Raw genomic sequence first — 25,781 nt, forward strand, 5'->3', positions numbered from 1 at the left:
GGCCACGCACCGCAGCTCCAGGCGCCGGGCGAGCACCTCGAGGGCGCGGTTGCGCGCCCGGTCATGACGGGCGAAGGGCCGCTGCAGCTCGACGCGGAGCCCGGCCGGAGTGAACGCCTGCCGCAGCGTCCGCAGCGTCGGTTCGTCACGCACGCCGTGACGGGCGCAGCCGCTGAGACAGACCAGCCCCTCCGCGTGGTCCACGACGTCCTGCAGGGCGACCGAGGGTGGCCGGGCGATCCGCCGGTCCTGACCGCCCTCGCGGGTGTGGGCGTGGGCGCGCGTGAGGAGACGGCAGAGGCTCCGCCAGCCCGTCGCGTCGCGGACGAGCAGCGTCAGGTGCCGGCCGTCGTCGAGCGTGAGCTCCGTCCCGTGCAGGGCTCGCAGCCCCAGGGCCTTGGCCGACTGCGCGAACTCCATCGAGCCGGAGACCGTGTCGTGGTCGGTCAGCGCGAACGCCTCGTAGCCGCGCTCCAGCGCCGCCACCACGAGCTCCTCCGGCTGCGAGGTGCCGTCGAGGAAGGAGTAGGCCGAATGGCCGTGGAGCTCGACGTAGGACACGAACACATGTTCGCACGGACGGAGGACGCCGTCACGCCGTGATGCAGTCCGTGCGCTGCTGCCAGGTGCCGTCCGGACCGCGGGTCACCGCCGCCAGCAGACGGGCGGTCTGGACCTCGCGTCCGGCCGCGCCGCCCACCCCGCCGCCCGCGGCGACCCGTCCTCCGGCCCCGTAGCTGCGCCCGTCCACGGCATAGGTCCGCGCGTGGATGACCGCGTGACCCTCGATCCTGGCGGCGAGCCGATCGGAGACCGGCACGCGATCACGCCCCGGACGCGGGGCGCCGGACCACACGGCGTCCAGGAACGCGGTGGCGCTGGCGAGGTTCTCGGGGTCGGTGAGGTCGAGGTGGACCTCCGCCTCGTAACGACGCGCGTCCTTCGCCGGCGCCGCGAGGAACCCCGCCACCCGCTGCAGGCGCGTCGGCAGGCTGAAGCTGCCCGCGTACTCCCCGGTCGAGAGGATCATGAGGTCCAGCGGACGGCCGTTGCCGTCCGTCTCGATCGCCCACACGTGCTCCCCCTCCGCGGCGCCGGCGACCGACCCGCCTCGCAGGCTGCCGCCCGACGCGGCATCGAGCTCCCCGGACAGCCCGCTCGAGCGGGCCAGGTACAGGGTCTCGTGCCCGGTCCGGCGATCGTGGCGGGCGCCGTCGATGTCGCGAGCGGCGATCGCCAGCCGCCCGGTCCGGCGCATCCCGCGGCCCGCGTACCCGGTGAGCGTGACCCCCCAGCCGTGCTCGTAGAAGGTCTGGTCGGGCGGGGGCAGCGCGCCGCCCCGGATCGCCTGCGGCAGCAGCGCGGCCCGGACGCCGGAGATGCTCCCGACGAGCGCCTCGGCCTCCTGCCGCGATCCGACCGTCCACGTCCGCCCGCGCCCCTCGTGGGCGAGCAGGGCCGCCCGCAACTCACCCCGGACCGCCGCGCCTCCCGACCCCCATCGCACGAAGCCGCCGGCCCCGACACCCGCCTGCGGACCGGCCTGCCACGCATCGACCAGCGTCACGTCGAACCGCTCGTCGGAGCGCTCCTCCAGGAGCGCGACGTGGTCCTTGCCGACGCGCACGAGCAGCAGGTCGAGGTGCCCGCCGTCGGCGGTCCGACGGCTGCTCCGCACGCAGGGCGCGCGATCGCGGTCGCAGTCCCCGGCGGTCACGATGCACAGCGCGCGCACCATCTGCGCCCGCACGGCCGAGGCGACACCCCCACCCCGGGCCATCGCCGCGCCCACCCCCACGGTCAGCGCCACGCCCGCGACGGCGAGGACCGCGAGGTACTCCAGCGCCGCCTGCCCACGATCCCGCCGGCGTCCTCGGTCGACCATGGCACCAGGCTGGCGTGCCGCGCGTCACGGATCCAGACGCAGCGGTGCCGGGACGGTCACGGTCGCGTGACTTCTGCCGTGACGGTTCCGTCAGCGTCCCGCGGGGATCGCGCCGAGCTTCGTGCCCTTGCCCAACCGCGAGCCCGGGAGCCGCACGTAGACCACGCCCTGCTCACGCTCCCGGCGCGCGACCAGCCGGGCGAGCGGGAGCGCCTGCGCCACGCCCACGAGCAGGCAGCCGGCGGTGACCCGCAGGCCTGCGTCCCAGCCCGCCACGAGACCGATCGGCACCGTCAGCACGAGGACGACCAGCGGGAGGTGCCACAGCGGCGTGGGCTCACCCGAACCGGGATCCGTCCCGGCCAGGACCGGATGCGCCCCGTCCAGCCAGCGCCCGACGAAGCGGGGACCGAACACCGCCAGGAGCACCGCGACCGCCGCGAGCTGACCGATGGTGTTGCCGGGGAGTCGCGTGGACTCGTCCACGAACACCAGCAGCCCTGCCGACCCCAGGCCACCGAGCACGGCGAGCGCGGCGCCTTCGACCTGCAGCCGCTCTCGGTAGGTGGGGACGGACATCGCCGAGAAGGTACGGGAGTGCCGCCCGCCGGGATCCCGCGGGCTACCGCTGGCGCCACCAGCGGCCGTCCTCGAGATCACGGAACACGGTCAGGTCCCGTCCGCAGACGGTCACGACCTCCCAGTAGCGACGCCGCAACGGGACGGTCGTCCACCAGCGGTCCTCGACCAGCCAGGACTCGCGCACCGCCTCGACGTCGAGGCGGTCGACCCGCCGGGGCCGTCCGGTCGACGGATCGGCCCGGACCGTCACGGGAACGGGGGCGCCGAGACGCTTCGCCGCCCGCGGGGCACCGGCGCCCCGGGGGCGACGCGGAGCACCGGTCCGGGCGCCGTCGGCGGCGCTCATACCTCGAACGGGGTCAGGACCACGCGGCGCTCCGGCACCCGGGAGTCCGGGTCCACGGCCAGCGCGCGCAACGCCGCATCGGGTCCGGCGACCGCGCGGGCCTGGCGCACGGCCTCCCGCAGGCGTGCCCGTCGCCGGGTGCGGGCATCGTCGAAGAGCGCGTCCCCCACCGCGGCCGGGGGACCGAACCGCTCCACGGACAGTCGCAGCGTCTCGGCCGGGGCGGGCAGGGTCGCGAGGCGGGCACCCAGGACCAGCCGCATCCGCTCAGGGTCGGCGAGCGGCTCACGGAACACCACCCGCTCCCGCCAGGTACCCCCTTCCACCAGCCTGGCCCCGAGGACGACGACCCGCAGGGCCCGCCCGCGGCGCTCCCGCCGGGCCAGGAGACCATCCACCAGCAGCTCGAGCGCCCGACCGAGCTGGGCGCCCGAGGCGGCCTCCGAGAGATCCAGCACCTCCTCCAGCCGCTCTCCGGCGACGCGCGGTCGCAGGGGGTCGTCGATCCCCATGGCGAGCTCACGCGCGTGCAGACCGGCCGGGCCGAAGCGATCGGCGACTGCCGGACGCGGAAGCGCGGCAAGCTGGCCGAGCGTGGCGATGCCCAGCCGTTCCAGCGGCGCCACCAGGTCCCGGCACCGCGCGTCCCGACGCAGCAGCGTCACCGGAGCATCCGTCAGATCCGCTGCGCCGGCGACGATCTCGGCGCGCCGAGATCGGGCCCGGACCGCCCCTGCGACGGCGCAGAACCGCGAGGGCCCGGCTCCGATCCGGGCCGGACGGTCGATCGCCCGACGGGTCGCGGCGACCACCCCATCCAGCCAGGCCGGTGGTTGCGTGGAGAGGCGGCGGCCCGGCCTCCGCTCTCGCAGCCGGGCCGCGGGATCGTCGCGATCGGCCCCCCCGTACAGCCGTCGCAGCGCCGCGCCGTCGAAGCAGACGAGGCCGGGAGCCTGGACCTCGACCTCCGCACCGATGGACTCCAGCGCCCGCACCACGCCCTCCCATGCGTCCGCGACCCCCAGAGGGTCGGGCGGCACGAGCGCCAGGTTCGGACAGCGCGCCAGCGCCTCTCCCAGACGCATCCCCGGATGGATCCCGAAGACCTCCGCCGCGGCCGAGACCTCCCCGACGAGCTGCTCCCGCCCCGGCTCCGGAGCCAGCGCGGACGGCCCTTCCAGCAGGGCCCTGCCCCCACCGAGGGCCACGGACAACTCCAGGCGCGGCAGGAGGACGCAGACGATCACAGGGCGACTTCGGTCATGGGAACACATGTTCGCATGACCGACGGACGGCGGCAAGCCATCTCGCTGCCCGCGGGTGTCTCAGGCCCGACCGAACATCTCGCCGAGCCGCGTGGCGACCGCGAAGTCGCCCTCGAGGTCGAGCCGACCGGCCAGCAGGGCGGCACCCGGGTCGAGCTCACCCGCGGCGAGCCGCGCGAAGTCCGCCAGCGCGAGCTTGAGCGTGACCGCGGGGTCGGGAGCCGCCCCGGACCGCGCCGTGGCGCCGTCCAGCCGGCAGGTGACCGTCCAGGTGCGGACCTCCCCTCCGGCGGTCCGCAACTCGTAGCGGAGGTCGCCGGTGAACCCCCCGGCCGCCGCGGGATCGAACCTCGACGCCATCGCCCTGAACACCACGCGCAGCCCCCGCGCCGACCCGATCGTGCGCTCCAGACGCCGATCGCCGCTACGCGCGACGAACGCGCGGAGCACCTTGCTGCCCCGCGCCTCGCCCCCCGGACGCCAGGAGCCCGAGGTCACCGCGACCGACCGGCGGGCACCCGCGCCGGACGACGCCGCGGGAGCGGCAGTTCGTGGAGGAGACCGGATCGCATGACCGCGATGCTACGGCTCCTCATCGGGGCCCGTCCGCACGGCGAGTGCAGCGTGCGTCGGCGCTCAACAGTACGTTTCCGTTCATGGGGTGCCGATTCCTGCTCGCCGCCGCGACGTTCGCGGCGCTCACATCTGCCGCGCCCGCGGGCGCGGCCGTGCTCCGCGCCGAGGGGGTCCTCCCTCCCGGCCAGAGCGGGTTCGTCTCGCTCGGCGGCCTGGTGGACGGCACCGGATCGCCACACCTGTACGACCAGAACCAGCTGTTCATCGACTTCAAGCGCAAGCCGCTGACCTTCCAGATCGACAAGCCGGTCGGCGGCACCGAGTCGCCGCGTGCGGGCGTGACGATCACCCGCGACGCCGCGGGCGTGCCCGCGGTCCGCGGAGCGACCGAGGCCGACGCGTGGTTCGGCGCCGGCTACGCCATCGCCCAGGACCGCCTGTTCCAGCTCGAGGCGTTCCGGCACGCGACGAAGGGCCGCCTGGCCGAGCTGATCGGCCAGGACGCGCTCGAGGACGACCTCGTCTCGCGGCGCGACTACTACACCGAGGCCGAACGGCGGCGGATGTACGAGGACCTCAGCCCCGCGCTGCAGCTGCGGATCCGGGCCTACCGCGACGGGGTCAACGCCTGGATCGATCACGTGCGCCTCAACCCGGGCGATCTCCCCGGCGAGTACGCCGCCGTCGCGAAGATCCCCACCCCGTGGACGATCGACGACAGCATCGCCGTCGGCGTCTTCCTCGCCCGTACCGTTCCGTCCGGCGACGGCAACGAGCTCGCGAACCTGCGCACCGTGCAGCAGTCGGGGATCCGGGCGCTCCAGCGCGTCCTGCCGCTGCGCACCGCCGGCCGGCGTCCGACGATCCCGGCGTCCGAGGGCCGCTTCAGCCAGGGCCGCCGCCGCTCCGCCAAGGAGGAGCGGGCCGCGCTGAAGCGCTCCGTCGCGTTCGCCGAGACGCTCCCGAAGCCGACCGAGGAGCAGGCCGCGGCTCCCGCCCGCAAGGCCCTGCTCGACGCCGGGCGCATGGGGCGGACCGGCGGCTCGTCGATGTTCGCGGTCCGCGGGAAGAACGGACGCGCCTACCTCTTCAACGGCCCCCAGCTCGGGTTCTCCACGCCCGAGCTGTTCGTGGAGGTCGAGGTCCACTGGCCGGGGCAGGACATCCGCGGCGTGACCGCGCCCGGCGTGCCGGTGATCGGCATCGGGCACAACGGCTCCGTGGCCTGGGGCTTCACGTCGGGGCTCTCCGACGAGGACGACCTGTACGCCGAGCAGCTCGTCCCGGGCAAGCCCGAGCACTACATGCACAAGGGCCAGGAGCGGCAGATGGAGTGCCGCGACGAGACCTTCACCTACCTCAAGACGGTCTCGGCGCTGATCGGTGCCGATGCCCCCGAGGTGGGCCAGCGAACCGAGCGGATCTGCCGGACGGTGCACGGGCCCGTGCAGCTGCGCGAGGGCAACGTCGCCTACGCGCGCCGCTACGCGATCTGGAAGCGGGACGTGGAGACCATCGAGGGGATCGCCGCGCTCAACGCCGCCCGGTCCATCCAGGACGTGGATCGCGCCATGAACATGGTCACCTGGAACGAGAACGTCATGGCCGTCGACTCGAAGGGCAACATCGGGTACTGGCATCCCGGCCTCTTCCAGCAGCGCCCGAAGGGCTGGGACGACCGCCTGCCCTACCCGGGCACGGGCGAGGCCGAGTGGCCCGGGCTGGTCGACCGCACCAAGACCCCGCGGGTGATCAACCCCAAGCAGGGGTGGCTCGCGAACTGGAACAACGTGCCGTCCCAGGACTGGACCAACGGCGACGGGGAGTCGCCCGAGCGGATCAGCGGCGCCTTCCACCGCGGCTCGTTCCTCATGGATCTCGTGCGCCGCCTGCACCGCGACCCGAGCTTCGAGGCGTCCGAGGCGACGATCCGCCGCGCGGGCACCACCGCGCAGCAGCGGGTGCTCGCCGTCACCCGCACGCGCCTGCGCGCGGCGCAGCGTGGAGCCGACGGGGAGGCCCGTGCCGTGCTCGACACCCTGCTGGCGTGGGACGGCGACTACCACGAGACCGACGCCGCCGGGACCGTGCATCCCGGGGTCGCCATCTGGGTGGCGTTCAAGCACCGCGCCGCCGCCATCGCCCTGGGCCGGCTCGGTCCGGGCGTCGCGCGGTTCGACGGGCGGCCGGGCACGAGCCACGAGTTCGACATCACGCCCGGCGCCGCGTACGCGCTGCGCACCCTGGCGGTGGACGATCTCCGTCAGGCGGCCGTCGCGACGGCGAAGGAGCTCTCCGAGCGCTTCGGTACCCCGGACCCCGCCCGCTGGCGCGATCCGCGCAAGATGTACAAGGTCGGCTCACAGGGCGCGGGTCAGGCGCCGGAGCTGCCGTTCTTCGACCGCGGCACCTGGGAGCAGGTCGTCGAGGTCGGACCGTGAGCTGACGCTCCCGTCCCGGGCGCACGGCCCTGGCGGGGGTCGGTTCAGCCGAGCGCGGCCTGCAGGACGTCGGCCATGCGGCCGACCTGCCGGCGCAGGTCGTGCTCCTGCGCCGCCGCGCGGGCGGCAGGGTTCGGCGTTCCCAGCGCCGCCGCGGACCGCAGCGCGGCGACCAACGCGGCCTGGTCGCCCGGACGCACGAGCACCCCGACCTGCGGGGTGACGAACTCCGGTGGTCCGCCCTCGGTGGTCGCCACGACCGACCGGGCCATCGCCATCGCCTCGAGCGCGGCCTGCCCGAACGCTTCCGTGAGCGACGGCTGACACAGCACGTCGCAGCGAGCGATCCAGTCGGGGACCTCCCCGTGCGGGACGCGGCCCGCCAGGACGACGCCCGGTCGTCCTTCCAGCACCCCACGGAGCGGGCCGTCGCCGACGAACGTCAGCTCGCCCTCGCCGAGCTCCGCGAACGCGTCGGCCAGCGCGACCACGTTCTTGCGCTCGATCAGCGACCCGATGCACAGGAACCGCGGACCGGCACCGGGCGGCCGTGGTCGCGGGGCGAACAGCTCCGTGTCGACGCCGCAGTCGATGATCGCGTCGGCGCCCCCGGGAATCCGGTCGGCGAGCCAGCGCGAGTTCGCGATGACCGCTGCCGCGCCGCGGAGCACGGGCGCGGTCGCGATGCGGATCGGCCGCCGCGCGAGGTTCGCCACGTCCTGACCGTGGGCCATGACGACCAGCGGGACCCCCACGGCACGCGCCGCCGCGAGCGCGGCGGCCCCGGCCGGGAAGAGGAAGTGGGCGAACACGACATCGGGGCGCGTCGCGCGAGCGGTACGCACCGCGTCGCGCGCGAGCCGGACGTGCTTGGCGGGGCCGCCGCCGCGGTGCGTGATCGCGGCGTGATCGACCTCGTGACCGAGCGCCTCGAGGTGCGTGGCGATGTCCTTCACGAAGATCCCGAGGTCCGGGTCATCCGGTCCGGGCCACATCTGACTGACGATGAGGATGCGCACGCGCGGCGAAGCGTAGACGGCATCTCGGCCGAACAGGCGGGCGTCCGACGCGACCGGCATGGACGTGTCAGGGTCTCGCCTACCTCACGACCAAGGAGACAGGGACGATGGCGGACTCGCAGGCAGGGAGAGAGCGGTCGCAGGACCGGACGACCGGCGGCGTGCCGCCCGTGAAGCTCTACGGCCTGCGGCACTCCCACCCCGTGGTCACCGCACGGATGATGCTCGAGCACACCGGGATCCCGTTCACGCAGTGGAACATCCTCCCCGGCCTGCACCTGCCCGTGGCGTGGGCGGCGGGCTTCCGGCCCGCGACGGTCCCCGCCGTGCGTCTCGGCGACCGCAGGATCACCGGCACGCTGTCCCTGTCCCGAGCCCTCGACGAACTGGCCCCCGACCGCCCGCTCTTCCCGGCCGACCCATCGGCCCGGCAGGCGGTCGTCGACGCGGAGCAGTGGGGCCACGACGAACTGCAGGCCCTGGCACGCCGCGTCTTCCGCTGGGCCGGCGAGCGCGACAACCGCGTCCGGGCGTGGATGGCCCGCGAGGTGATCGGGTGGCCGTTCCCCACCGCGTTCGGCTACGTCTTCAAGCCCGTGATGATCTTCTTCGGCCGGGTCCGGGCCGGCGCGACGCAGGAGAGCGTGCGGGACGACCTCGCCCGCCTGCCGGCCCTGCTCGACCACGCCGACGGTCTCCTGGCCGCCGGGGTCATCGGGGGCCCGCAGCGCAACGCGGCGGACTTCCAGATCCTGGCGTCCCTGCGGCTGCTCATGGCCCACGAGGACCTCCGCCCGGTCATCGAGCCGCACGCCTGCGGACGTGCCGCGCTGGAGCTCCTCCCCGCCTTTCCCCGCGAGGACGACCCGCTGCCGCCCATTCCGGCGGTCCTTCCGCCGGAATGGCTTGCCCGACCGTCGGTGGCGGATCCGCCGGCGGCGTGACTACGGCTTGATGAGGAACGGGCTCCGCTCCCACCCACCGGTGCACTTGAACCGGTCGAACGTGCCGTCCTTCGGTGTGAGGACGAGCTGGACGAACACGCTGTAGACGTTGATCTCCGCGGGTGGGGACGGAGCGGGCGAGTACTGCGCCCAGACCTCCGAGCCGCCCGTGAGAAGGCTGGCACCGGGACCGTCGATGTCACCGTCGACGAGCATCCGCGTGCGGGTCATCCCCTGGTACGGAGCCGGCGGGCTGGCCGGGGGGCGGCTGAACGTGATGGGCGGATAGCGCAGGCCCTGGTCGGTGTCCCCGACCTGGCACATCGCCGAACCTTCGACGACGAACCTCGCGATCGTGGTGTTCGCCCAGTGGGCGGTGACGGTCGTGGTGCAGGCGCCGAGGGCCCGGGTACCCGAGAACGTCGTCTCGCCGCTCTGGGCCGCGGTGGCGAGCGGCGACCGCAGCGACGTGCTCCTGGCGTTTGCGCACGCGTCGAAGTCCTTCCCGCGCACGCGGCTGGACCGCACCTTGACGGTCCGGCGACTCGGGCTCATCGCCATGCCCTTGCCCGTGGGCACGACGCGCCAGGTCCCCTTGCGCGGCACGACGAGCGCGTAGTCGCCGTCGGCTGCCGTCGTGGCCAGAGCGGTGCGACCGCTGCGCTTCGCCGTGACGCGCGCACCGCCGATCGGGTTGTTCACGCACGACGACCCGCCGTCGCACTTCTGCTTGATCCGCCCGGAGATGACGTAGCCCTTCATGCGGAAGTTGGCTCGTCTGACCTGACCGGCCTTCACCCTGACCCGCCGCTTCGACGGGCGGAACTTCGCGCCCGAGCGACTGGGCCGGACCGTATAGGTGCGGGTCCGCTCGGGCACGTCGATCTCGTAGGCGCCCTTGGCGTCGGTCCGGTCGCTGCCCGCGCCGCCGGCCCTGACCCTGACCCCCTCGACCGGGACGCCGCCGGGACCGGTGACCTTGCCGACGATCTTCGCGCTGTCGGGGATGGTGATCCGGATGACCACCTTCCCGTAGAGGGCCTTCTGCTTGGCCTGGAGATCGCCGCAGCTCACGGGCTTGCCGCCGCCGTGCGACCGCCCTGAGTAGCTCAGACCGTGCCAGTGCTTGCCCTTGCCCGGCCTCCAGCCGTACTTCGTGAACGTCGCGTCGTGGAACGGCTTGGAGACGCGTACCCGGCGCTCCTTGCCGTTGAACTGGGCGATGATCTGCCACGCGGTCGCGCCCTTCTGCGCTTTCCACGTCGCCAGCCCCCACGACGTACAGGTGTGCGCCTTGAGCTGACCGATCCGCCAGTCCATGGTGACCGGGAACTCCTTGGTCTCCGAGGCCGAGGCCGACGCTGGAAGCGTGAGACAGGAGGTGGCGATGGCTGTGACAAGGCCGAGACGGCGCATCCGGCGTCCTTTCGGGCGGCTGCAGTGTGGTCCGGGCAACTCCTCAGCACCGGACCGGCCGAGCGTCTCAGATCTGCAACACCTATCGCCATCCCCCATTCGGCCAGATCTGCCGGAAAGCCGCCGGAGCATAGAAAGGGCCCCGCCGGAGCGGGGCCCTTTCCGTAGCACGTCGATAAGCCGGATTCTGTCGTTGGGCAACCATCCATCTCTGCGACCTACCTGGACCTCGGCGGGCAGCCTTCAAGCGGTCCTGCTCGGTCTTGCATCCGGTGGGGTTTGCCTGGCCGCCGTGTCACCACGACGCCGGTGCGCTCTTACCGCACCATTTCACCCTTGCCTGTGCGCGCTGCACGTGCGAGCGCGCCATCGGCGGTGTGTTTCTGTGGCACTTTCCCGCGGGTTTCCCCGGGTCGGCTTCCCGACCACCGCGCCCTGTGATGTCCGGACTTTCCTCGATGGTGACTCGCACCTCCGCGGTTGCCTGACGTGCACCCTGCACGGTAGCGCGCCATAGCGGGGCGCGCGAGCCCCGCGATGGCGCCGCCGTCCAGCGGGCTACCGCACCCGAAGGCGCAGCGGGCGCGCTGCCCGGGTGTTCCCCGCGGTGTCGCGCGCCACGACGCCGAAGGTGTAGGAGCCCTTGCGCCGGACCGAGCGCTCGAGCCTCGCGCTCAGGACCCGCGTCGTGGTCCCCTTGCGCACGCGCATGCGCATCGTGCCCACGCGGCGCACCTTGCGCTTCTTCCCGGACCCGGTGGTCCTCGTCACCGTGAGCTTCACGGTCGCCGATTCGCTGATCGCGAAACGCACCTTGGCCCGCCGGCGCCGCGGTCCCGTCCCGCGGCCCTTCACGAACCGCAGCCGCGTGACCTTCGGGGCCACGTCGTCCTTCTCGACGGCAGGGGCCGTGCCGGCGGGCGGAAGGTCCCCGCCGAACGGATCCCGGGACGCCGGACCGAAGCCCGTGAAGACCTCCTTGGTCGGATCGAGATGGCTCAGGCCCTGGCCGCGCTCGATCGTCTCGATGCGCCGACCGGTCACCTTGATCAGCGCGTAGGAGCTGTTGTCGGTCTCGTCGGATTCGAGCGTGACGTTGCCCTTGTCGACGGTCGTGCGGACGACGAAGTAGCCGTCGGTGTTGCCGGACCACTCGACGAACTGCCCGGGGCGCTGCCAGCGGTAGACGTCCCCCCACCCGCGGGTCAGGGCGAAGGTCCCGTCGTTCGGGGAGAAGCACGACCCGGTCGCCGTGTCGCCTTCGCTGAACATGCCCGTCGGGTCCTGGGTGAAGGTGCGCCACTCGCCGAACAGCTGATCCGCGGGGCAGAAGCCGGACTTCGTGCCGATGCCGGCCGGCGTCAGGTCCTTCCCGTCGCGGCCCTCGATCACCCGGAACAGCTCGTAGGTGAGGATCCCCTCGTCGTGGAAGTGGGCGTGGGTGTTGTGGAAGCTGTAGTGGCCGGCCGGGCGCGTGGAGGTGCTGCCGTCCGCGTGGTAGATCGTCTGGGATGCCGGCCCTCGCTGGGTGGCGGGCTCGGTGCTCCCCGCCGCGGTGTCCTGCGCGTAGTAGAACTTCTTGACGAACGGACCCTCACCGACGTTGATCGGGCCGCTGGTCAGCCGGAGGCAGTCGATCGCGCCCTGTCCGCCGGCCGCGATGGGCGCGAGCTCGTCGGGTGCGCACGAGACGGGCTCGTACCCGGCGGCGGCGAGCGGCGGGTTGACCGTGTCGGGCGGGTAGAGGCCGTTCGCCGGGTTCGCGGGGGCGGTGAAGTTGAACTCGTACGGCGGGACGGCCTTGAGGTTCGGCAGGAGCGAGCGCTTGGGGTCCGCGGGCGCCTCCGGCGCCTTCTCCAGCTTGGCGCGCAGGCGGAAGAACGCCTGGGTGGCGCCCTTGGGCACGACGCGCACGGTGTACACCCCAGGGGCGGGCTGTGCGACGAACGCCTCGCCGTTGAACTGGTTGGAGGCGCTCCCCGAGCCGACGACCGCACCGGCCGCGTCGAGCACCTGGAGCTCGAAGCTGTCCTCGCGTGAAGGAGTGTCGATCGCTACGCGCAGCCGGCTCCCGGCCTCGGTCAGCCGCAGCTGCCATTCCGGGCACGGCGCGATCACGTCGCACAGCGAGGCGTCCAGGACGTTGCCGTTGTCGATCTGCCCACCGAGCCAGAAGCGGGACTGCTCGAGGGTCAGCGTCATCTCCCCCTCGGGGGCCGCTTGCGGCTCGGCGTAGCGGGCAACGGGGAGCTCCGAGACGAGGGCGCGACCGGTGTGGGCCGACGCGATGGACGGCAGGACGGCGGCGGCCAGTGCGGCCGCCAGGACAGTGCGGTGGATCTGCATGGACACCCCAACGCAGGGCACGGACCCATCAAGCTCGACCGTCGGTCGAAGACCTCCTCGCCCGTCGGTCGACTCGTGTGGCATGGGGCACACGCCGCCCCCGACGGTGCTGGTCCGGGTACGGTCGCTCGCACATGGAGTGGAGCGAGGTCGTCTGGGTCCTGCTGGTCTGCCACTGCACAGGCGACTTCCTGCTGCAGACGGAGTTCCAGGCCACGCACAAGCACGGGGGGCTCGGGCGGGATCCCGTACGCCGCCACGCGCTGCTCAGCCACGTGGCGACCTACGCGATCCCGTTCCTCCCCGCGCTGGTGTGGATCGCCGATGGGTCCGACGCCGCCCGCGCCGCGCTCGTCGGGCTGATCGTGCTCGGGACGCACCTCGTGCAGGACGACGGCCGCCTGCTCGTCGCCTACGTGCGCAAGGTCAAGCGCACGACCGCCCCGTTCGGATCACCGCTCTGGATCGCGATCGACCAGAGCGCGCACCTCGTGGTCCTGTTCGGCGCCGCCCTGCTCGCGGCCGCCTGAGGCTGCACTCAGGACAGGGTGCTGCCGCAGGTCTCGCAGCGTCCGCCGATCGGCGTGCGCGACGTGGCGCCGTACCGCGGCCGGAGCACGCCGGCGCAGATCGGACACGCAACGCTGCGGTGGGTGACCAGGCCCTCCCAGGCGTCGACGAGGCGTTCGTCGAGCGACTGGCCGCCCACCGCGGGCGCTGCCGGCACCGTCGTCGTCATCGGCGAGGGTCCGCCGAGCGCCGTCGGCTCTTCGCGGCGAACGAGGCGCGCGTCGCGCGCGGAGATCGTCCGACCGTCGTCACCCGGGACACGCCGTGCTCGCGTGGCCGGGATCAAGGTGGAGACGGGAGCCATGTCACACGCTCCGGAACAGCCCGACGACGCGACCCATCACGCGGACGTCCTTGCTGCGGATCGGTTCCATCGCCGCGTTCTCGGGCTGGAGCCGCACGTGGTCGGACTCCCGGAAGAAGCGCTTGACCGTCGCGTCCTCCCCGACCAGCGCGACGACGATCTCGCCGTCGTTCGCGGTCTCCTGCGGCCGGACCACGACGAAGTCACCCTCGAGGATCCCGGCGTCCTTCATCGACTCACCGCGCACCTTGAGGACGTACTCGCCCTGCTCGCCGCCCGCCGCCGCGGGAACGTTGACGTACTCCTCGATGTTCTCCTCCGCGAGGATCGGCTGTCCGGCCGCGACCGAGCCGACGACGGGCAGGCCGGGACGAACGAGGCTCTTCACGTTCTCCATCGCGTCGGCGACGGTGTCCCCCACGCGGTCGAGCAGCTCGATCGCCCGCGGCTTGGAGGGGTCACGACGCAGCAGCCCGAGCTTCTCGAGGTTGGCGAGGTGGGCGTGCACGGTGGACGACGAGGCCAGGCCGACCGCCTTGCCGATGTCGCGGACCGTCGGCGGATAGCCGTACTTCGCCGAATAGCGCTTGATGAAGTCGAAGATCTCCTGCTGGCGCTTCGTCAGGTCCATGCCTGGGCTCCTTCGGCGGTGAGGGGTGCGTCGAACACGTGTTCGTACCGTAGCGCGGCCTCGCGACGGAATCAAGTTCGCACGCAGGGAGATCGTCGGCACCGCGTCGGCGACCCTCCTCTGGCTATACTCCGCGCCCCGCTGCGCCGGTGGCGGAATTGGTAGACGCGCCAGCTTGAGGGGCTGGTGGGCGCAAGCTCGTGGAGGTTCGAGTCCTCTCCGGCGCACTGCAACGAGGGCCCGTGGTCGATGCGACCGCGGGCCCTCGTCGTGGGGCCCTCAGCGTTCGACGCGCCCGAAGTCCGTCGTGTAGGTCGCGCCCGACCGGGTCCCGCCCGGGGTCCCGCGCACGACCGAGAGGCCGATGCGGTCGAACGCCGGGTCGAGCAGGTTCGCGCGGTGCCCGGAGCTGTCCATCCAGGACCGGACCACCGCTCGCGGCGTCCCCTGGGACCCGGTGCCGAGCCCGATGTTCTCACCGAGCTGCCATCTCCGGGCGCCGTTCCTGGGCCAGCCGGCCTTGCGCGCCCGAGCGGTGAGGTCGACACCGTCCGGCCCCGTGTGCGCGAAGAACCCCTTGCGCACCATGGCCCGCGAGTGGCGGGACGCCGCCCGACCGAGCAGCTTGTCCTCGCGCAGGCGACGAAGCCCGCGCTTGCCGCGCTCGCGGTTGATCAGGCAGAGGGTCGCCCGCCGCGCCTGCTTGAACCCCTTGACCCACGGCTTCTGGCTCGCGCCCGTGCACGGCTTGGTCCGGGCGGCACGGGCTCGGGCGCCTCGCGTCGCCGGCAGCGGCGGGAGCAGTCCGAGGTCCGTGATGGTCGCGGGGAGACCCTCCAGCAGCGAGATCAGCGGCTCGCCCGGCCGGGTCACGGTGAGCCGGAACGGCTGCTCGACGGCCTTCCCGGGCGCGCCGCAGCGGCCCGCCACGACGCGGACCTGCATCACGGTCGCGCCGGCGTCCGCGAACGTCGGCCGCAGGACGAACCTGACCGCATCACCGGCCCGGAACGGCCGGCCGAGGCGTCGCTTCGACGCGTGGTAGGTCCGGCAGGCGCTCGCCGCGGTGCGCGTGCCGTCCTCGAGGTCGGCGCTGAACCCGCTGACCGGAGCGGCACGATCCACGGCGCGCACCACCAGCGCCGCCGGCCTGTCGGTGACCGCGGGGGTCGACAGCCTCGCTTTCGTGATCGCCGGGGCCGCGACCGCGGCGCCGGGGGTGATCGAGATCAGCACGAACGCCAGTCCCACGATCCGGTTGCCCCTACCCATGCCGTTCACCGTACCCCCAGCCGCAAGGCACCGGCAATCGGATGATCGTCCGGCGTGCCGGAGGACCCCCCGGGACGATCGGGGGACCGTTCTGCGCAGGATGGGACGACCCGCGCGGAGCACGACCCACCCCGGATAGCCTGCTGCGCCCATGCGCCTCGTGACCTTCCGTGACCCTGCCGGGGTCGAACGCGTCGGCCGCCTGCACGGCGACCGCGTCGTCGAGCTCCGGGCCGCGTCGATGCTCGCGTGGCTGGCCGGCGAGGGCCACGAGGAGGTCGGGCGTGACCACGGCGTCGATGCCGTGACACTCCTTGCTCCCGTCCCCGAGCCGCCGAGCGTCCGGGACTTCTACGCCTACGAGGAGCACGTCGCCACCGGGAACCGACTGCGGGATCGCGAGATCCCGGAGGCCTGGTACGAGGCGCCGGCGTTCTACTTCTCCAACCCCGCCTCGATCCACGGCCCCGGAGAGCCGGTGCGGCGCCCCGCAGCGACGCAGCGCCTGGACTTCGAGCTGGAGATCGCCGCGATCCTCGGCGCCGAGGGCCGGATCGCCGGCTTCGCCCTCCTGAACGACTGGAGTGCCCGCGACGTCCAGCGCGCGGAGATGACGGTGGGCCTGGGTCCCGCCAAGGGCAAGGACTTCGCGCTGTCCCTGGGCCCCTGGCTGGTCACGCCCGACGAGCTTCCGTACGAGGACGGGCGGCTGCACCTCGACGCGACGGTGACCGTCAACGGCACCGAGCTCTCGCGCTCCCCCGCCCAGGCCGCCCATTGGTCGTGGCCGCAGATGGTCGCGCACGCCGGACGGGACACGCGCCTACGCCCGGGCGACGTGCTGGGATCCGGAACGCTCGGGCGCGGGTGCCTGCTCGAACTGGGTCCGCTGCCCGGCACCGAGCGCTTCCTCGAGCCGGGTGACGCCGTCACCCTCGAGGCGCCGGGACTGGGGCGCCTCGACACGCCGATCGTATGAGTCCGGTCAGCCGCCGTGACCTGCTCGTGCGCGGGTCCATCGCCGCCGCGGCCACCATGCTCCCCGCCTGCGGCTCCTCGTCCTCCGGGCGCGCGGCGGGCGGCGGAGGACCGGTGGTCGTGGTCGGGGCGGGCGTCGCCGGGCTCGCGGCCGCGCGGGAGCTCGCGCGCGCGGGCCGAGCGGTGGTGGTCCTGGAGGCCCGCGACCGGATCGGCGGCCGGATCGTGACCGACCGCACGCTCGGCGCCGCGGTGGACCTGGGCGCCGCGTGGCTGCATGGCCCCGGCGGCGGCAATCCGGTGACGCCGCTGCTGCGCCGGGCGGGCGCGCGCACCCACCCGACGGACTACGACACCGCCCTGATCCTCGCGGACGGCACCCAGGCGCGACGCGCCGAGCGCATCAGCGAGACCCAGACGGAGTACGGCGCGGAGCCGCAGGAGATCTCCCAGGAGCTCACCGAGGAGGAGGACGAGTTCCCCGGCGGAGACGCCCTCGTCGTGTCCGGCTACGACCGTCTCACCCGCATGCTGGCTCGTGGGCTCGACATCCGACGGCGGGCGGTGGTCAGCGAGATCGTCGACGACGGCGAGGACGGCGTGCGCGTCATCCGCGCGGACGGCACGGACCACCGTGCGGGCGCGGTGATCGTCACCGTTCCGCTCGGCGTGCTGCGGTCCGGGGCGATCACGACCGACCCGGCCCCGGACGACGCCCTGGTCGCGGCCGTGGAGCGGCTGGGCGTCGGCCGCATCGAGAAGACCGCCCTGCGCTTCTCCGAGGTGTTCTGGCCCAGGACGGCGGAGCTGCTCGTCCACGCCCCGGAGCCGGGCGAGACGATCACCGAGCACCTCTCGCTGCTGCCGTCGCACGGGCTCCCGGTCCTGGTCGGGCTCGCCGGCGGCGCACGGGCCGCGCACCACGCCCGGCTGGACGATCGCGAGGCGACCGATCGGGCACTCGCGCCGCTGCGCCGCGCGTTCGGGACCGCGGCGGTGCCGGCTCCGACCGGTGCGGTGCACACCGCCTGGACCCGGGACCCGTACGCCCGTGGCGCCTACTCCTTCGCCGCGAGCACGACCCGCCAGGACGACCGGGCGACGCTCGCGCGTCCGCGGTGGGACGGACGGCTGCTCCTCGCCGGCGAGCACACCGACGCGCGGTACCCGGCGACCGTCCACGGCGCGCTGCGCAGCGGACTGCGGGCCGCCCGGGCGCTGCTGGACTGACCGTCGCTCAGGAGGCGAGCGCCAGCTCCCGGCGCCCCTGACCGAAGTCCGCGCAGACCTCGGTGAGGATCTCCAGCATCGCCTCCGTCGCGGGAGAGCAGTAGCCCTCCTTGAGGGTCGCGGCGAAGATCCGGCGCACGGGGGTGGAGCCCGTCAGCGCCCGGACCACCACGTCGTCGCGGACGGCGACGAGCGCCAGGTCGGGGATCAGCGCGACACCGAGACCGGAGGCGACGAGTCCCTGGATCGCCAGGTAGTCGTCGGAGTGGAACGCGATCTGCGCGTCGAAGCCCGCGGACAGGCACGCCCGCAACAGGATCTGGGTGTCCGGGCACTTCCCCGTGGACCCGAGCATCCACTTCTCGGCCGCGAGATCCTCGAGCCGCAGCCGGGACTTCGAGGCGTGCGGGTGCCCGATCGGGAGCATCGCGTACATGGGGTCGTCCAGCAGGTGGGTGAGCGTCATCCCCTCGACCTCTGGCTGGTCGGTGTCGGAGAGGATCACCGCTCCGATGTCGACCTCGCCGGCCTTCAGGGCGGCCAGCGCGTCGTCGGGCTCCCGCGGCTCCATGCTGAGCTCGACGGCGGGGTGCTTCTCGCGGAAGCGCGCGATCGCCCGCGGCATCACGGTCGCCGCGGCCGTGGGGAAGGCCGCGAGCCGCAGCCGGCCGCCACGCAGTCCGGCGATGGCCTCGAGCTCGTCCTCCGCGTCGGCGAGCCGGGCCAGGATCGCCTCGGTGTGGCGCACCAGGGCCTCACCCGCCTCGGTGAGCCGGACCCCCCGCGCCGACCGCTCGACCAGGGTCGTGCCCGCCTCCCGTTCGAGCGCCGCGATCTGCTGGCTGATCGCCGACTGGGTGTAGCTCAACGCGTCGGCCGCGGCGGAGAACGACCCGCACAGGGCGACCTCGCGGAGCACGCGGAGACGCTTGACGTCGAGCATCAGCTGATCTTATACGACATACCGTGGAATGTCATTGGAACTTATCGGTGTCGAGGAGCACCATGAAGTCATGTCCACCGTCATGAGCGCCTCCACCACCCCGATCATCGCGATCCGCAAGGCGACCGCCGACGACGCCGTCGCCCTGCGCCGACTCGCGGCCCTCGACGCGGCGCCCGCCGAACCCGCCGGCGACATCCTCGTGGCGGTCGTCGACGGCGAGATCCGCGCCGCCCTGCCCGTCGCCGGCGGCCGGGCGATCGCAGACCCGTTCCACCCCACCGCCGAACTCGTCGCGCACCTCCGGTTGCGGGCCGAGCGACTGCGCGCCACCGACGCGCCGGCGAGCACGCCGCTCCTCGGGCGCCTGCTCGCCGGACTCGTCAGGCGACCGGTCTCTCGAACAGCGCGCTGAGGACGACCTGCGTCTGCGTGCGCCGGATGCCGGGCGTGTCGCGAATGCGCTCCAGCGCCTCCTCGAGGTGCCCGGTGTCCCGCGCGAAGACGTGCAGGATCGCGCTCGCCTCACCGGCCACGGTGTAGGCAGCGGCCACCTCGGCGTGTCCGGCGACCGCGGCGCGGACCTCGGCCGCCGACATGCGGCCCTCGCAGTACAGCGCGACGAAGGCATGTGTCGGCCAGCCCATCGCCGCGTGATCGACGATCGCCGCGTACCCCCGCAGGACACCGTCGGCCTCCAGGCGGTCGACCCGCCGTTTCACCGCGGGGGCGCTGAGCGCGACGCGTCCGCCGATGTCCTGGAACGACCTCCGTGCGTTCTCCCGCATCAGCGCAACGATCTGCCGGTCGATCTCGTCCATGACGGCCATGTTATCGCCGGGGACGCAACGTTTCGGTATTGCTCGCGGTCTTGAACAAGCGGATCATTGCTCCATGGCCACCACGATCGCTCCGCACCCCTCGACGGCACCCGACGAGGCCGTCGACCACATGCCGCTCCACGGCGTCGACCACGTCGAGCTCTGGGTCGGCAACGCGCTGCAGTCCGCCTACTACTACGCCCATGCGTTCGGGTTCCGCCGCATCGCCTACCGCGGCCTGGAGACCGGCAGCCGCGACCGCGTCTCCTACGTGCTCCAGTCGGGCCGGATCCGGCTCGTCCTCACCGGCGCCCTCTCCTCGAACTCACCCATCGCCGCCCACCAGCACCGCCACGGCGACGGCGTCAAGGTCATCGCCCTCGGCGTCCCGGACGCCCGTCACGCCTACGCGGAGGCCCTGCGTCGCGGCGCACGCGGCATCGACGCCCCGCACGTCGAGCACGACGACGAGGGCGAGGTCGTCCTGTCGTCGATCGCGGCGTACGGCGACACCGTGCACCTCTTCGTCGAGCGCGGCGACTACCGCGGCGCGTTCCTCCCGGGGTACGTCGCGGTGCAGGACGAGCGTCCCGAGCAGGACCCGATGCTGCTCGCGCTCGACCACATCGTCGGCAACGTCGAGCTCGGGCACATGGACGAGTGGGTCCACTTCTACGAGCGCGTCTTCGGCATGACCGAGATGCTGCACTTCTCCGACGAGGCGATCTCGACCGAGTACAGCGCGCTGATGTCGAAGGTGGTGTCCAACGGCAACGGCCGCATCAAGTTCCCGATCAACGAGCCGGCCGAGGGCAAGCGCAAGTCCCAGATCGACGAGTACCTCGAGTACTACGAGGGCGCCGGCGCCCAGCACCTCGCGGTCGCCACCCGCGACATCGTCGGGACCGTCAAGGCGCTGCGGGCCCGTGGCGTCGAGTTCCTGACGATCCCCGACAGCTACTACGACGAGGTCCCCGCCCGCGTGCCCGCCGTGTCCGACCAACTCGCGGACCTCCGCGCACAGGGGATCCTGGTCGACCAGGACGACGAGGGCTACCTGCTGCAGATCTTCACGAAGCCCGTCGGCGACCGGCCCACCGTCTTCTTCGAGATCATCGAGCGTCACGGGGCCCGCGGATTCGGCGAGGGCAACTTCAAGGCGCTGTTCGAGGCGATCGAGCGCGAGCAGGACCGGCGCGGCAACCTCTAGACCGCCCGACGCGCAGAGAGGAGACTCGCACCATGCGCTACGTCCGACTCGGAGAGGTCCCCGCCAAGCGACACGTGCAGGTCTGGCACGACGGGAACGGCGACGGTGGCCCCGGCAGGCGCCTGCTGGTCGAGGAGGTGCTCGGCTACGAGGGCTTCAGCGGCAACGAGTCGATCCTCTACCACCTGCACTCCCCGTGCCGGATCGCCGACGCGGCGGAGTTCGTCCCGATCCGCCGCGAGGAGTGGACGCCGGACGCCCACGTCCATCGGCTCGCCGACGCCAACGCGGTGGTTCCGGGCGGCGACCCGGTGACCGGCCGACGGCTGCTCATGTGGAACGCCGACATCGAGGCGCACGTCTGCAAGCCCACCGACCCGATGCCGGGCTTCTACCGCAACGGCGAGGGCGACGAGGTGGTCTACATCCACCGCGGGGAGGGCAAGCTGCGCACCCAGTTCGGGCCGCTGCGCTACCGGGAGCGCGACTACGTCGTGATCCCGCGTGGCACGACGCACCGCTGGGAGCCCGACGGCGACAGCGAGCAGTTCTGGCTGATGTTCCACACGCCCGGTGAGATCGAGACGCCGAACCGCTACCGCAACCGCTACGGCCAGTTGCTCGAGCACGCGCCGTTCAGCCAGCGCGACTTCCACGGCCCGATCCAGCTCGAGACCCACGACGAGGAGGGCGAGTTCGAGGTCGTGGTCCGCGTCCGCGACGGCCACCAGACCTACGTGCTGGACCGCCACCCCTTCGACGTCGTGGGATGGGACGGCTACGTCTACCCCTACACGTTCAACGCCGACGACTTCGAGCCGCGCGCCGGCCGCCTCCACCTTCCGCCCCCCGCGCACCAGACCTTCCAGGGCCCCAACTTCGTCATCTGCACGTTCGCGCCGCGGATGCTCGACTGGGATCCAGAGGCCGTGGTCCTCCCCTACCACCACTCGAACATCCAGTCCGAGGAGGTCATGTTCTACGCCGACGGCGACTACGCCGCGCGCAAGGGCGTGGACGTCGGGATGATCACGCTGCACCCGTCGGGTCTCCCGCACGGACCGCAGCCCGGAGCCGTCGAGCGGGCGATCGGCGCCACGCGCACGGACGAGCTGGCGGTCATGTGGGACACGTTCCGTCCCCTGAGGCTCGCGTCGCTGTGGTCGGACCTGGACCGGCCGGACTACGCGTACTCGTGGAACCCGGACCGCACGGGCAGCGGTGTCGCGTGACCGCCTGCCGCGTCACCTTCAGCGGATCCGCACGCGCAGCTTCCTGGCTCGGGCGTTGCCCGCCGCGTCACGCACGGTGACGCGGATGGCGTAGTGGCCCCGCCGACGCGGCCCCGGAAGCCTCAGCCGGAACGACCGGCCGCCCCGCAGGCGGATCGTCGGTCGGCGCGCGCAGCGCCGCAACCGCTTCTCGCGCCCGCGGGCGTCGAGCACCGCGCACCGGCGTCGGGCGAGGGTCCGGCTGACGGCGACGTCGACGCGCGTCACGGTTCCAGCCACGTCGCACGCGTGGTCCGACACGGTGCCGCTGATCGTCAGCCGCCGGGTGCGGCCGATGCTGGCCGCGACCCGGGAGATGATCGGCCGCGTGATGTCGACGCAGTCGCGGGTGCCCGGAGCGCGCGGCGCACTCAGCACCCCCGCCGACGGGCACCGGACGCTCGCCGCCGCCGGATCGGGGCTGATGGTCCGAGGCAGACCGTCGTACACGAAGTCGCGCCCGCACGGACGGGGCTCGGTCGTCGACAGCAGCGCGTGCAGCCGAGCGAAGGCCTGGTCGATGACCGCGTGCTTCTCGCTGATCTCGCCGCCGTGCCCGGCCAGACCCGTCGTCAGGCCCGCGTACCCGCTGAGCGTGGTGTCGGGGTCGTCGTCGGCGCCGCGCCGCGTGACCGTCACGAGGTCGGTCGGCACCCCGCCCTGTCGCAGCAGCCGCGTGAGCTGCAGGCCGTTGTCGTACGGCGCGAGTCCGTCCTCGATCCCGTGGATCAGCCAGACGCCCTTGAGCCCAGCGGCGGCGATGTCGCTGCTGCGCAGCACGATCGTGCGCTCGCGGTAGGCGTCGGGATGCGTCTCGGGCGTGCCTCCCGTCTCCTTCTCGATGTCCGCCTTGGCGTTCGCCGCGAACTCGCTGACCTGGGCGACAGCGCGCGAGCCCTCGTAGAGCTCGATCAGGTTGAACGCCCCTTCCACGCCGACCCAGTAGTCGTACAGCGGGCTCCCGTCCGCTCGCCCGGGCCTGGCGGCGAGGGCCATCCCGGAGACGTTGCCGCCCATCGAGGTGCCGAGCAGCACGACGTTCCGGATCGACGGGCACGACGCCAGCAGCTGGCGCGCCGCGGCGTTCAGATCCTCCGCCCCAGCCTTGACCGGGTACCCACGGGACCGCGGCACGCCGCCCGCGTCCGGGGGCAGGTCGATGAGTCCCCGGTAGTTCATGGCGACGGTGAGCACCCGGTTGACGGCGGCGACGCGCGACAGCCGGGGGATCCAGCCCTCGACACGGTGGGAGTACCCGTGGGCGAAGACGACGAGCGTGTTCGGCGTGGCGTCCGGGAGGGCGTACCGGCCCCGGGCGGGCTGTCCGGCGACGTCGACGGTGAACTCGTGCGAGACCGCGGGATCTCCGCTGCACGTGCCCGCCGGCAGCCCCCCGGCAGCCGCCGAGGACGGCACGGCGAGGAGGCACAGCACCAGGGTGACCAGGAAGACGTTCGACACCGGCATCCGGTGCAGTGTGTCACCGCCGAGGAGCACCGCGTCGCAGGAGGCGACGCCCCCGGCGGACGTGACCGCGGTCGGTAGGTTCTCGCCCATGGCCGACGACCGGAACTTCACCTGGCAGGACGGCGAGCGGACCATCCGGTTCGGTCGCGGAGCGCTCGCCGACGCGACCGACCTGCTCGCCTCGGGCTACGTCCTGCTCACCACGAAGCGCGGGCGCGAGATCGCACCCCACGTCGTCGACGCCGCCGACGAGGTCCACGACGTTCCCGCCGGGTTCGTGGAGGACCTGGCCGGGGACATCGTCGAGCGGCTCGGCGTGACCGACGCCAGCCTCGTCGTGGCGGTCGGTGGGGGCCGCGTGATCGACACCGCGAAGGCGGTCGCCGCCGCGACCGGCCGTCGCGCCGCGGCGATCCCGACGACGTTGTCCGCCGCCGAGATGACCGCCGTGCACCGCCGCGCGGCCGGCACCAAGCAGGACGTCGCGGGCGTACGACCACGCGTGGTCATCAACGATCCCGACGTCTGCGCGTCCCAGCCGCCGGCGGACCTCGCCGCGTCGAGCGCCAACGCCCTCGCCCACGCCGTCGAGGGCCCGCTGACGACCCTCGCGTCGCCCGTCCCGTCGATCGCCGGTCGCGAGGCCGGACGGCTCATCGCCCGGGCCTGGGACGACGACGAGCACCCCGACCGCGAGGCGCTGGCGCTGGCGGCACTGCTGTCGGGCTACTCGATCGACGGCAACTGGTACGGCCTCAGCCACGTCTGCTCGCAGACGCTCGTACGCGTCGGCGGGGTCTCGCACGGTCAGGCCAACGCCGTCGTCCTCCCCCACACCACGGCGGCGCTCCGCAGGCGCAGCCCGGAGCCGCTGGACGAGCTCGACCGGGCGATCGGCGGCCCGACAGAGGCCCTGGCGGCGAAGCTCGCCCGGCTCGCCGGCGCGGCCTGCATCCGCGACCTCGGCGTGGCCGAGTCCGCGCTCGACGCGTGCGCGGACGCCGCAGCATCGCGCGCCGAGCTCGATCTGACCCCGCCGCGCGCCTCGCGCGACGAGCTGCGCGCCATCTACGGCGAGGCCTGGTGATGCTGGACGTCCTCACGGACGTGTGCGATGCCGCCGCGGCCCAGGGCATCCATGCCGAAGCCCGTCACGTCGAGACGCGCGAGGAGTCGCTGGCCGTGCGGAACGGGGAGGTCTCGGTCGTCAGCTCCACGCTCTCCGGCGGGGTCGGTGTCCGGGTCCGGGTTGGTGGCGGCTGGGGCTTCGCGGCCACGCGGGACGCGACCCGGGCCGGAGCGCATGCGGCCCTCGCGAGGGCCAGCGCCGTCGCGCGCGCCCTGCCCGTCGGCCGGTCCGGGCCGTTCGCGCCGCTGGCGCACGCCCCCGCACGCGGGCACTGGGCCGGGCCGTGCGAGGTGGATCCGCTGGCGCTGTCGGTCGAGGAGCGCCTGGCGCACCTGCACGACGCCGAGGCGGCCCTCCGCGCGCTCGGCGACCGGCGACTCGCCGTCACCACCGCGCACACGGTGGCGCGGCGGATCCACACGGCGCTCGCGACGACCGACGGCGCGGCGTGCACGCAGGAGCGCACCCTGACGGGCGCCGGGATCCAGGCGGTCGCGACGGACGGACAGGAGACGCAGGTCCGCTCCTACCCCATGGCCCACGACGGCGAGGTCCTCCTGGCCGGCTGGGAGCTCGTCCTGGGGCTCGATCTCGCCGGAAACGCGGCCCGGATCGCGCAGGAGGCGATCGAGCTGCTGAGCGCCCCGGTCTGCCCCGACGGGACCCGCGACGTGATCCTCCACGGTGAGCAGCTGGCCCTGCAGATCCACGAGTCGATCGGCCACGCGCTGGAGCTCGACCGGATCCTGCTCGGCGAGGCCTCCTACGCGGGGACCAGCTGGGTCGGGAGCGACGCGGTGCGCACGCCGGGATCGCTGCGGTACGGGTCGGAGCTCGTCAACGTGACGGCGGACGCCACGCTCCCGGGCGGGCTGGGCACCTTCGGCTGGGACGACGAGGGTGTCGCCGGTCGCCGGGTCGCGCTCATCGAGGACGGCATGCTCGTGGCGGCGTTGTCCTCACGCCAATCGGCGGCCGAGGTCGGCCTCGCCTCCTCGGGCGGCTGCGCCCGTGCCGACGGGTTCGCCCGCCAGCCCATCGTGCGCATGACCAACGTCTCGCTGGAGCCCGGCGACGCCGGATCGCTCGACGATCTCATCTCCAGCACCGCGGACGGGCTCTACCTCGAGACCAA

The 25,781-nt window shown here is 73.2% G+C and carries 25 protein-coding genes, 1 tRNA gene and 1 other RNA gene; 11 read left to right on the top strand and 16 right to left on the bottom strand.

Going from position 1 to position 25,781, the window contains the following annotated elements; all coding sequences use genetic code 11:
* From ABYE80_RS03845 to ABYE80_RS03870, 6 genes are all read right to left on the bottom strand, one after another.
* Positions 1-561 (bottom strand): PHP domain-containing protein (locus ABYE80_RS03845; RefSeq protein ID WP_372788803.1); only part of this gene is annotated, 561 nt, incomplete at its 3' end.
* A 31-nt stretch (positions 562-592) separates the two neighbouring features.
* Positions 593-1,885 (bottom strand): hypothetical protein, encoded by a 1,293-nt coding sequence (locus tag ABYE80_RS03850; protein WP_372788805.1) that lies wholly within the window; start codon positions 1,883-1,885, stop codon positions 593-595.
* 90 nt (positions 1,886-1,975) lie between these two features.
* A complete protein-coding gene (locus ABYE80_RS03855; RefSeq protein ID WP_372788807.1) occupies positions 1,976-2,464 on the bottom strand; it encodes a hypothetical protein in 489 nt (162 codons plus the stop codon).
* 43 nt (positions 2,465-2,507) lie between these two features.
* On the bottom strand, positions 2,508-2,813 hold the full coding sequence (locus tag ABYE80_RS03860; protein ID WP_372788809.1) for a hypothetical protein: 306 nt from the start codon (positions 2,811-2,813) through the stop codon (positions 2,508-2,510).
* Complete coding sequence (locus ABYE80_RS03865) at positions 2,810-4,060, bottom strand: hypothetical protein (RefSeq protein WP_372788810.1); 1,251 nt, start codon at positions 4,058-4,060, stop codon at positions 2,810-2,812. Before ABYE80_RS03865 ends, ABYE80_RS03860 begins: the two co-directional genes overlap by 4 nt.
* A 78-nt stretch (positions 4,061-4,138) precedes the next feature.
* Positions 4,139-4,576: an SCP2 sterol-binding domain-containing protein gene (locus tag ABYE80_RS03870; protein WP_372788812.1), complete on the bottom strand. Its 438-nt coding sequence runs from the start codon at positions 4,574-4,576 to the stop codon at positions 4,139-4,141.
* Positions 4,577-4,734: 158 nt separating this feature from the next.
* On the opposite strand from ABYE80_RS03870, the gene ABYE80_RS03875 reads away from it, so the two are divergent.
* Complete coding sequence (locus ABYE80_RS03875; RefSeq protein ID WP_372788814.1) at positions 4,735-7,095, top strand: penicillin acylase family protein; 2,361 nt, start codon at positions 4,735-4,737, stop codon at positions 7,093-7,095.
* 44 nt (positions 7,096-7,139) lie between these two features.
* Here ABYE80_RS03875 and ABYE80_RS03880 read toward each other — a convergent pair whose 3' ends face one another.
* On the bottom strand, positions 7,140-8,114 hold the full coding sequence (locus ABYE80_RS03880) for a glycosyltransferase (protein ID WP_372788815.1): 975 nt from the start codon (positions 8,112-8,114) through the stop codon (positions 7,140-7,142).
* 107 nt (positions 8,115-8,221) lie between these two features.
* On the opposite strand from ABYE80_RS03880, the gene ABYE80_RS03885 reads away from it, so the two are divergent.
* Positions 8,222-9,058: a glutathione S-transferase family protein gene (locus ABYE80_RS03885; RefSeq protein ID WP_372788817.1), complete on the top strand. Its 837-nt coding sequence runs from the start codon at positions 8,222-8,224 to the stop codon at positions 9,056-9,058.
* Here ABYE80_RS03885 and ABYE80_RS03890 read toward each other — a convergent pair whose 3' ends face one another.
* The 3 genes from ABYE80_RS03890 to ABYE80_RS03900 form a co-directional block, all read right to left on the bottom strand.
* Entirely contained in the window at positions 9,059-10,378 is a 1,320-nt protein-coding gene (locus tag ABYE80_RS03890; protein ID WP_372788819.1) for a carboxypeptidase-like regulatory domain-containing protein, read from the bottom strand.
* Between the two features lie 256 nt (positions 10,379-10,634).
* An RNA gene (gene rnpB / locus ABYE80_RS03895) (RNase P RNA component class A) lies at positions 10,635-10,970 on the bottom strand.
* Between the two features lie 62 nt (positions 10,971-11,032).
* The gene (locus ABYE80_RS03900) at positions 11,033-12,820 is read right to left on the bottom strand and encodes a PPC domain-containing protein (RefSeq protein WP_372788820.1); all 1,788 of its coding nucleotides are present in this window, start codon (positions 12,818-12,820) and stop codon (positions 11,033-11,035) included.
* Positions 12,821-12,954: 134 nt separating this feature from the next.
* Here ABYE80_RS03900 and ABYE80_RS03905 point away from each other — a divergent pair, with 134 nt between their 5' ends.
* Positions 12,955-13,350 carry a DUF3307 domain-containing protein gene (locus tag ABYE80_RS03905; RefSeq protein ID WP_372788822.1) on the top strand — a complete coding sequence of 132 codons (396 nt, stop codon included), beginning with the start codon at positions 12,955-12,957 and terminating at the stop codon, positions 13,348-13,350.
* Between the two features lie 8 nt (positions 13,351-13,358).
* On the opposite strand, the gene ABYE80_RS03910 is transcribed toward ABYE80_RS03905, so the two are convergent.
* Both ABYE80_RS03910 and lexA read right to left on the bottom strand, forming a co-directional pair.
* Entirely contained in the window at positions 13,359-13,694 is a 336-nt protein-coding gene (locus ABYE80_RS03910) for a hypothetical protein (protein WP_372788823.1), read from the bottom strand.
* Between the two features lies 1 nt (position 13,695).
* Entirely contained in the window at positions 13,696-14,325 is a 630-nt protein-coding gene (gene lexA / locus ABYE80_RS03915; protein WP_372788825.1) for a transcriptional repressor LexA, read from the bottom strand.
* Positions 14,326-14,468: 143 nt separating this feature from the next.
* Between lexA and ABYE80_RS03920 the strand changes: the two genes are divergently transcribed.
* Positions 14,469-14,552 (top strand) — tRNA-Leu (locus tag ABYE80_RS03920).
* A 52-nt stretch (positions 14,553-14,604) separates the two neighbouring features.
* On the opposite strand, the gene ABYE80_RS03925 is transcribed toward ABYE80_RS03920, so the two are convergent.
* On the bottom strand, positions 14,605-15,597 hold the full coding sequence (locus tag ABYE80_RS03925; RefSeq protein ID WP_372788827.1) for a CAP domain-containing protein: 993 nt from the start codon (positions 15,595-15,597) through the stop codon (positions 14,605-14,607).
* 151 nt (positions 15,598-15,748) lie between these two features.
* Here ABYE80_RS03925 and ABYE80_RS03930 point away from each other — a divergent pair, with 151 nt between their 5' ends.
* On the top strand, positions 15,749-16,576 hold the full coding sequence (locus ABYE80_RS03930) for a fumarylacetoacetate hydrolase family protein (RefSeq protein ID WP_372788829.1): 828 nt from the start codon (positions 15,749-15,751) through the stop codon (positions 16,574-16,576).
* Entirely contained in the window at positions 16,573-17,805 is a 1,233-nt protein-coding gene (locus tag ABYE80_RS03935) for an FAD-dependent oxidoreductase (RefSeq protein WP_372788831.1), read from the top strand. Before ABYE80_RS03930 ends, ABYE80_RS03935 begins: the two co-directional genes overlap by 4 nt.
* Before the next feature lie 7 nt (positions 17,806-17,812).
* On the opposite strand, the gene ABYE80_RS03940 is transcribed toward ABYE80_RS03935, so the two are convergent.
* Positions 17,813-18,748 (bottom strand): LysR family transcriptional regulator, encoded by a 936-nt coding sequence (locus ABYE80_RS03940; protein ID WP_372788833.1) that lies wholly within the window; start codon positions 18,746-18,748, stop codon positions 17,813-17,815.
* Positions 18,749-18,818: 70 nt separating this feature from the next.
* Here ABYE80_RS03940 and ABYE80_RS03945 point away from each other — a divergent pair, with 70 nt between their 5' ends.
* Entirely contained in the window at positions 18,819-19,163 is a 345-nt protein-coding gene (locus ABYE80_RS03945) for a hypothetical protein (RefSeq protein ID WP_372788835.1), read from the top strand.
* On the opposite strand, the gene ABYE80_RS03950 is transcribed toward ABYE80_RS03945, so the two are convergent.
* Entirely contained in the window at positions 19,132-19,569 is a 438-nt protein-coding gene (locus tag ABYE80_RS03950) for an Lrp/AsnC family transcriptional regulator (protein ID WP_372788836.1), read from the bottom strand. The two genes, ABYE80_RS03945 and ABYE80_RS03950, sit on opposite strands and share 32 nt — an antisense overlap.
* Before the next feature lie 73 nt (positions 19,570-19,642).
* Between ABYE80_RS03950 and hppD the strand changes: the two genes are divergently transcribed.
* Both hppD and ABYE80_RS03960 read left to right on the top strand, forming a co-directional pair.
* Entirely contained in the window at positions 19,643-20,779 is a 1,137-nt protein-coding gene (hppD, locus tag ABYE80_RS03955; protein ID WP_372788837.1) for a 4-hydroxyphenylpyruvate dioxygenase, read from the top strand.
* A 32-nt stretch (positions 20,780-20,811) separates the two neighbouring features.
* Complete coding sequence (locus tag ABYE80_RS03960; protein WP_372788838.1) at positions 20,812-22,011, top strand: homogentisate 1,2-dioxygenase; 1,200 nt, start codon at positions 20,812-20,814, stop codon at positions 22,009-22,011.
* 18 nt (positions 22,012-22,029) lie between these two features.
* Here ABYE80_RS03960 and ABYE80_RS03965 read toward each other — a convergent pair whose 3' ends face one another.
* On the bottom strand, positions 22,030-23,607 hold the full coding sequence (locus ABYE80_RS03965) for an alpha/beta hydrolase family protein (RefSeq protein ID WP_372788840.1): 1,578 nt from the start codon (positions 23,605-23,607) through the stop codon (positions 22,030-22,032).
* On the opposite strand from ABYE80_RS03965, the gene ABYE80_RS03970 reads away from it, so the two are divergent.
* Complete coding sequence (locus ABYE80_RS03970; RefSeq protein WP_372788842.1) at positions 23,606-24,604, top strand: iron-containing alcohol dehydrogenase; 999 nt, start codon at positions 23,606-23,608, stop codon at positions 24,602-24,604. The two genes, ABYE80_RS03965 and ABYE80_RS03970, sit on opposite strands and share 2 nt — an antisense overlap.
* Positions 24,604-25,781, top strand: a 1,178-nt coding sequence (locus ABYE80_RS03975; protein WP_372788844.1) for a TldD/PmbA family protein, incomplete at its 3' end; no start/stop codon positions are given. The genes ABYE80_RS03970 and ABYE80_RS03975, both read left to right, overlap by 1 nt.

Source organism: Paraconexibacter sp. (assembly GCF_041602235.1).
In the GTDB taxonomy this organism is placed as follows: Bacteria; Actinomycetota; Thermoleophilia; order Solirubrobacterales; family Solirubrobacteraceae; genus Paraconexibacter.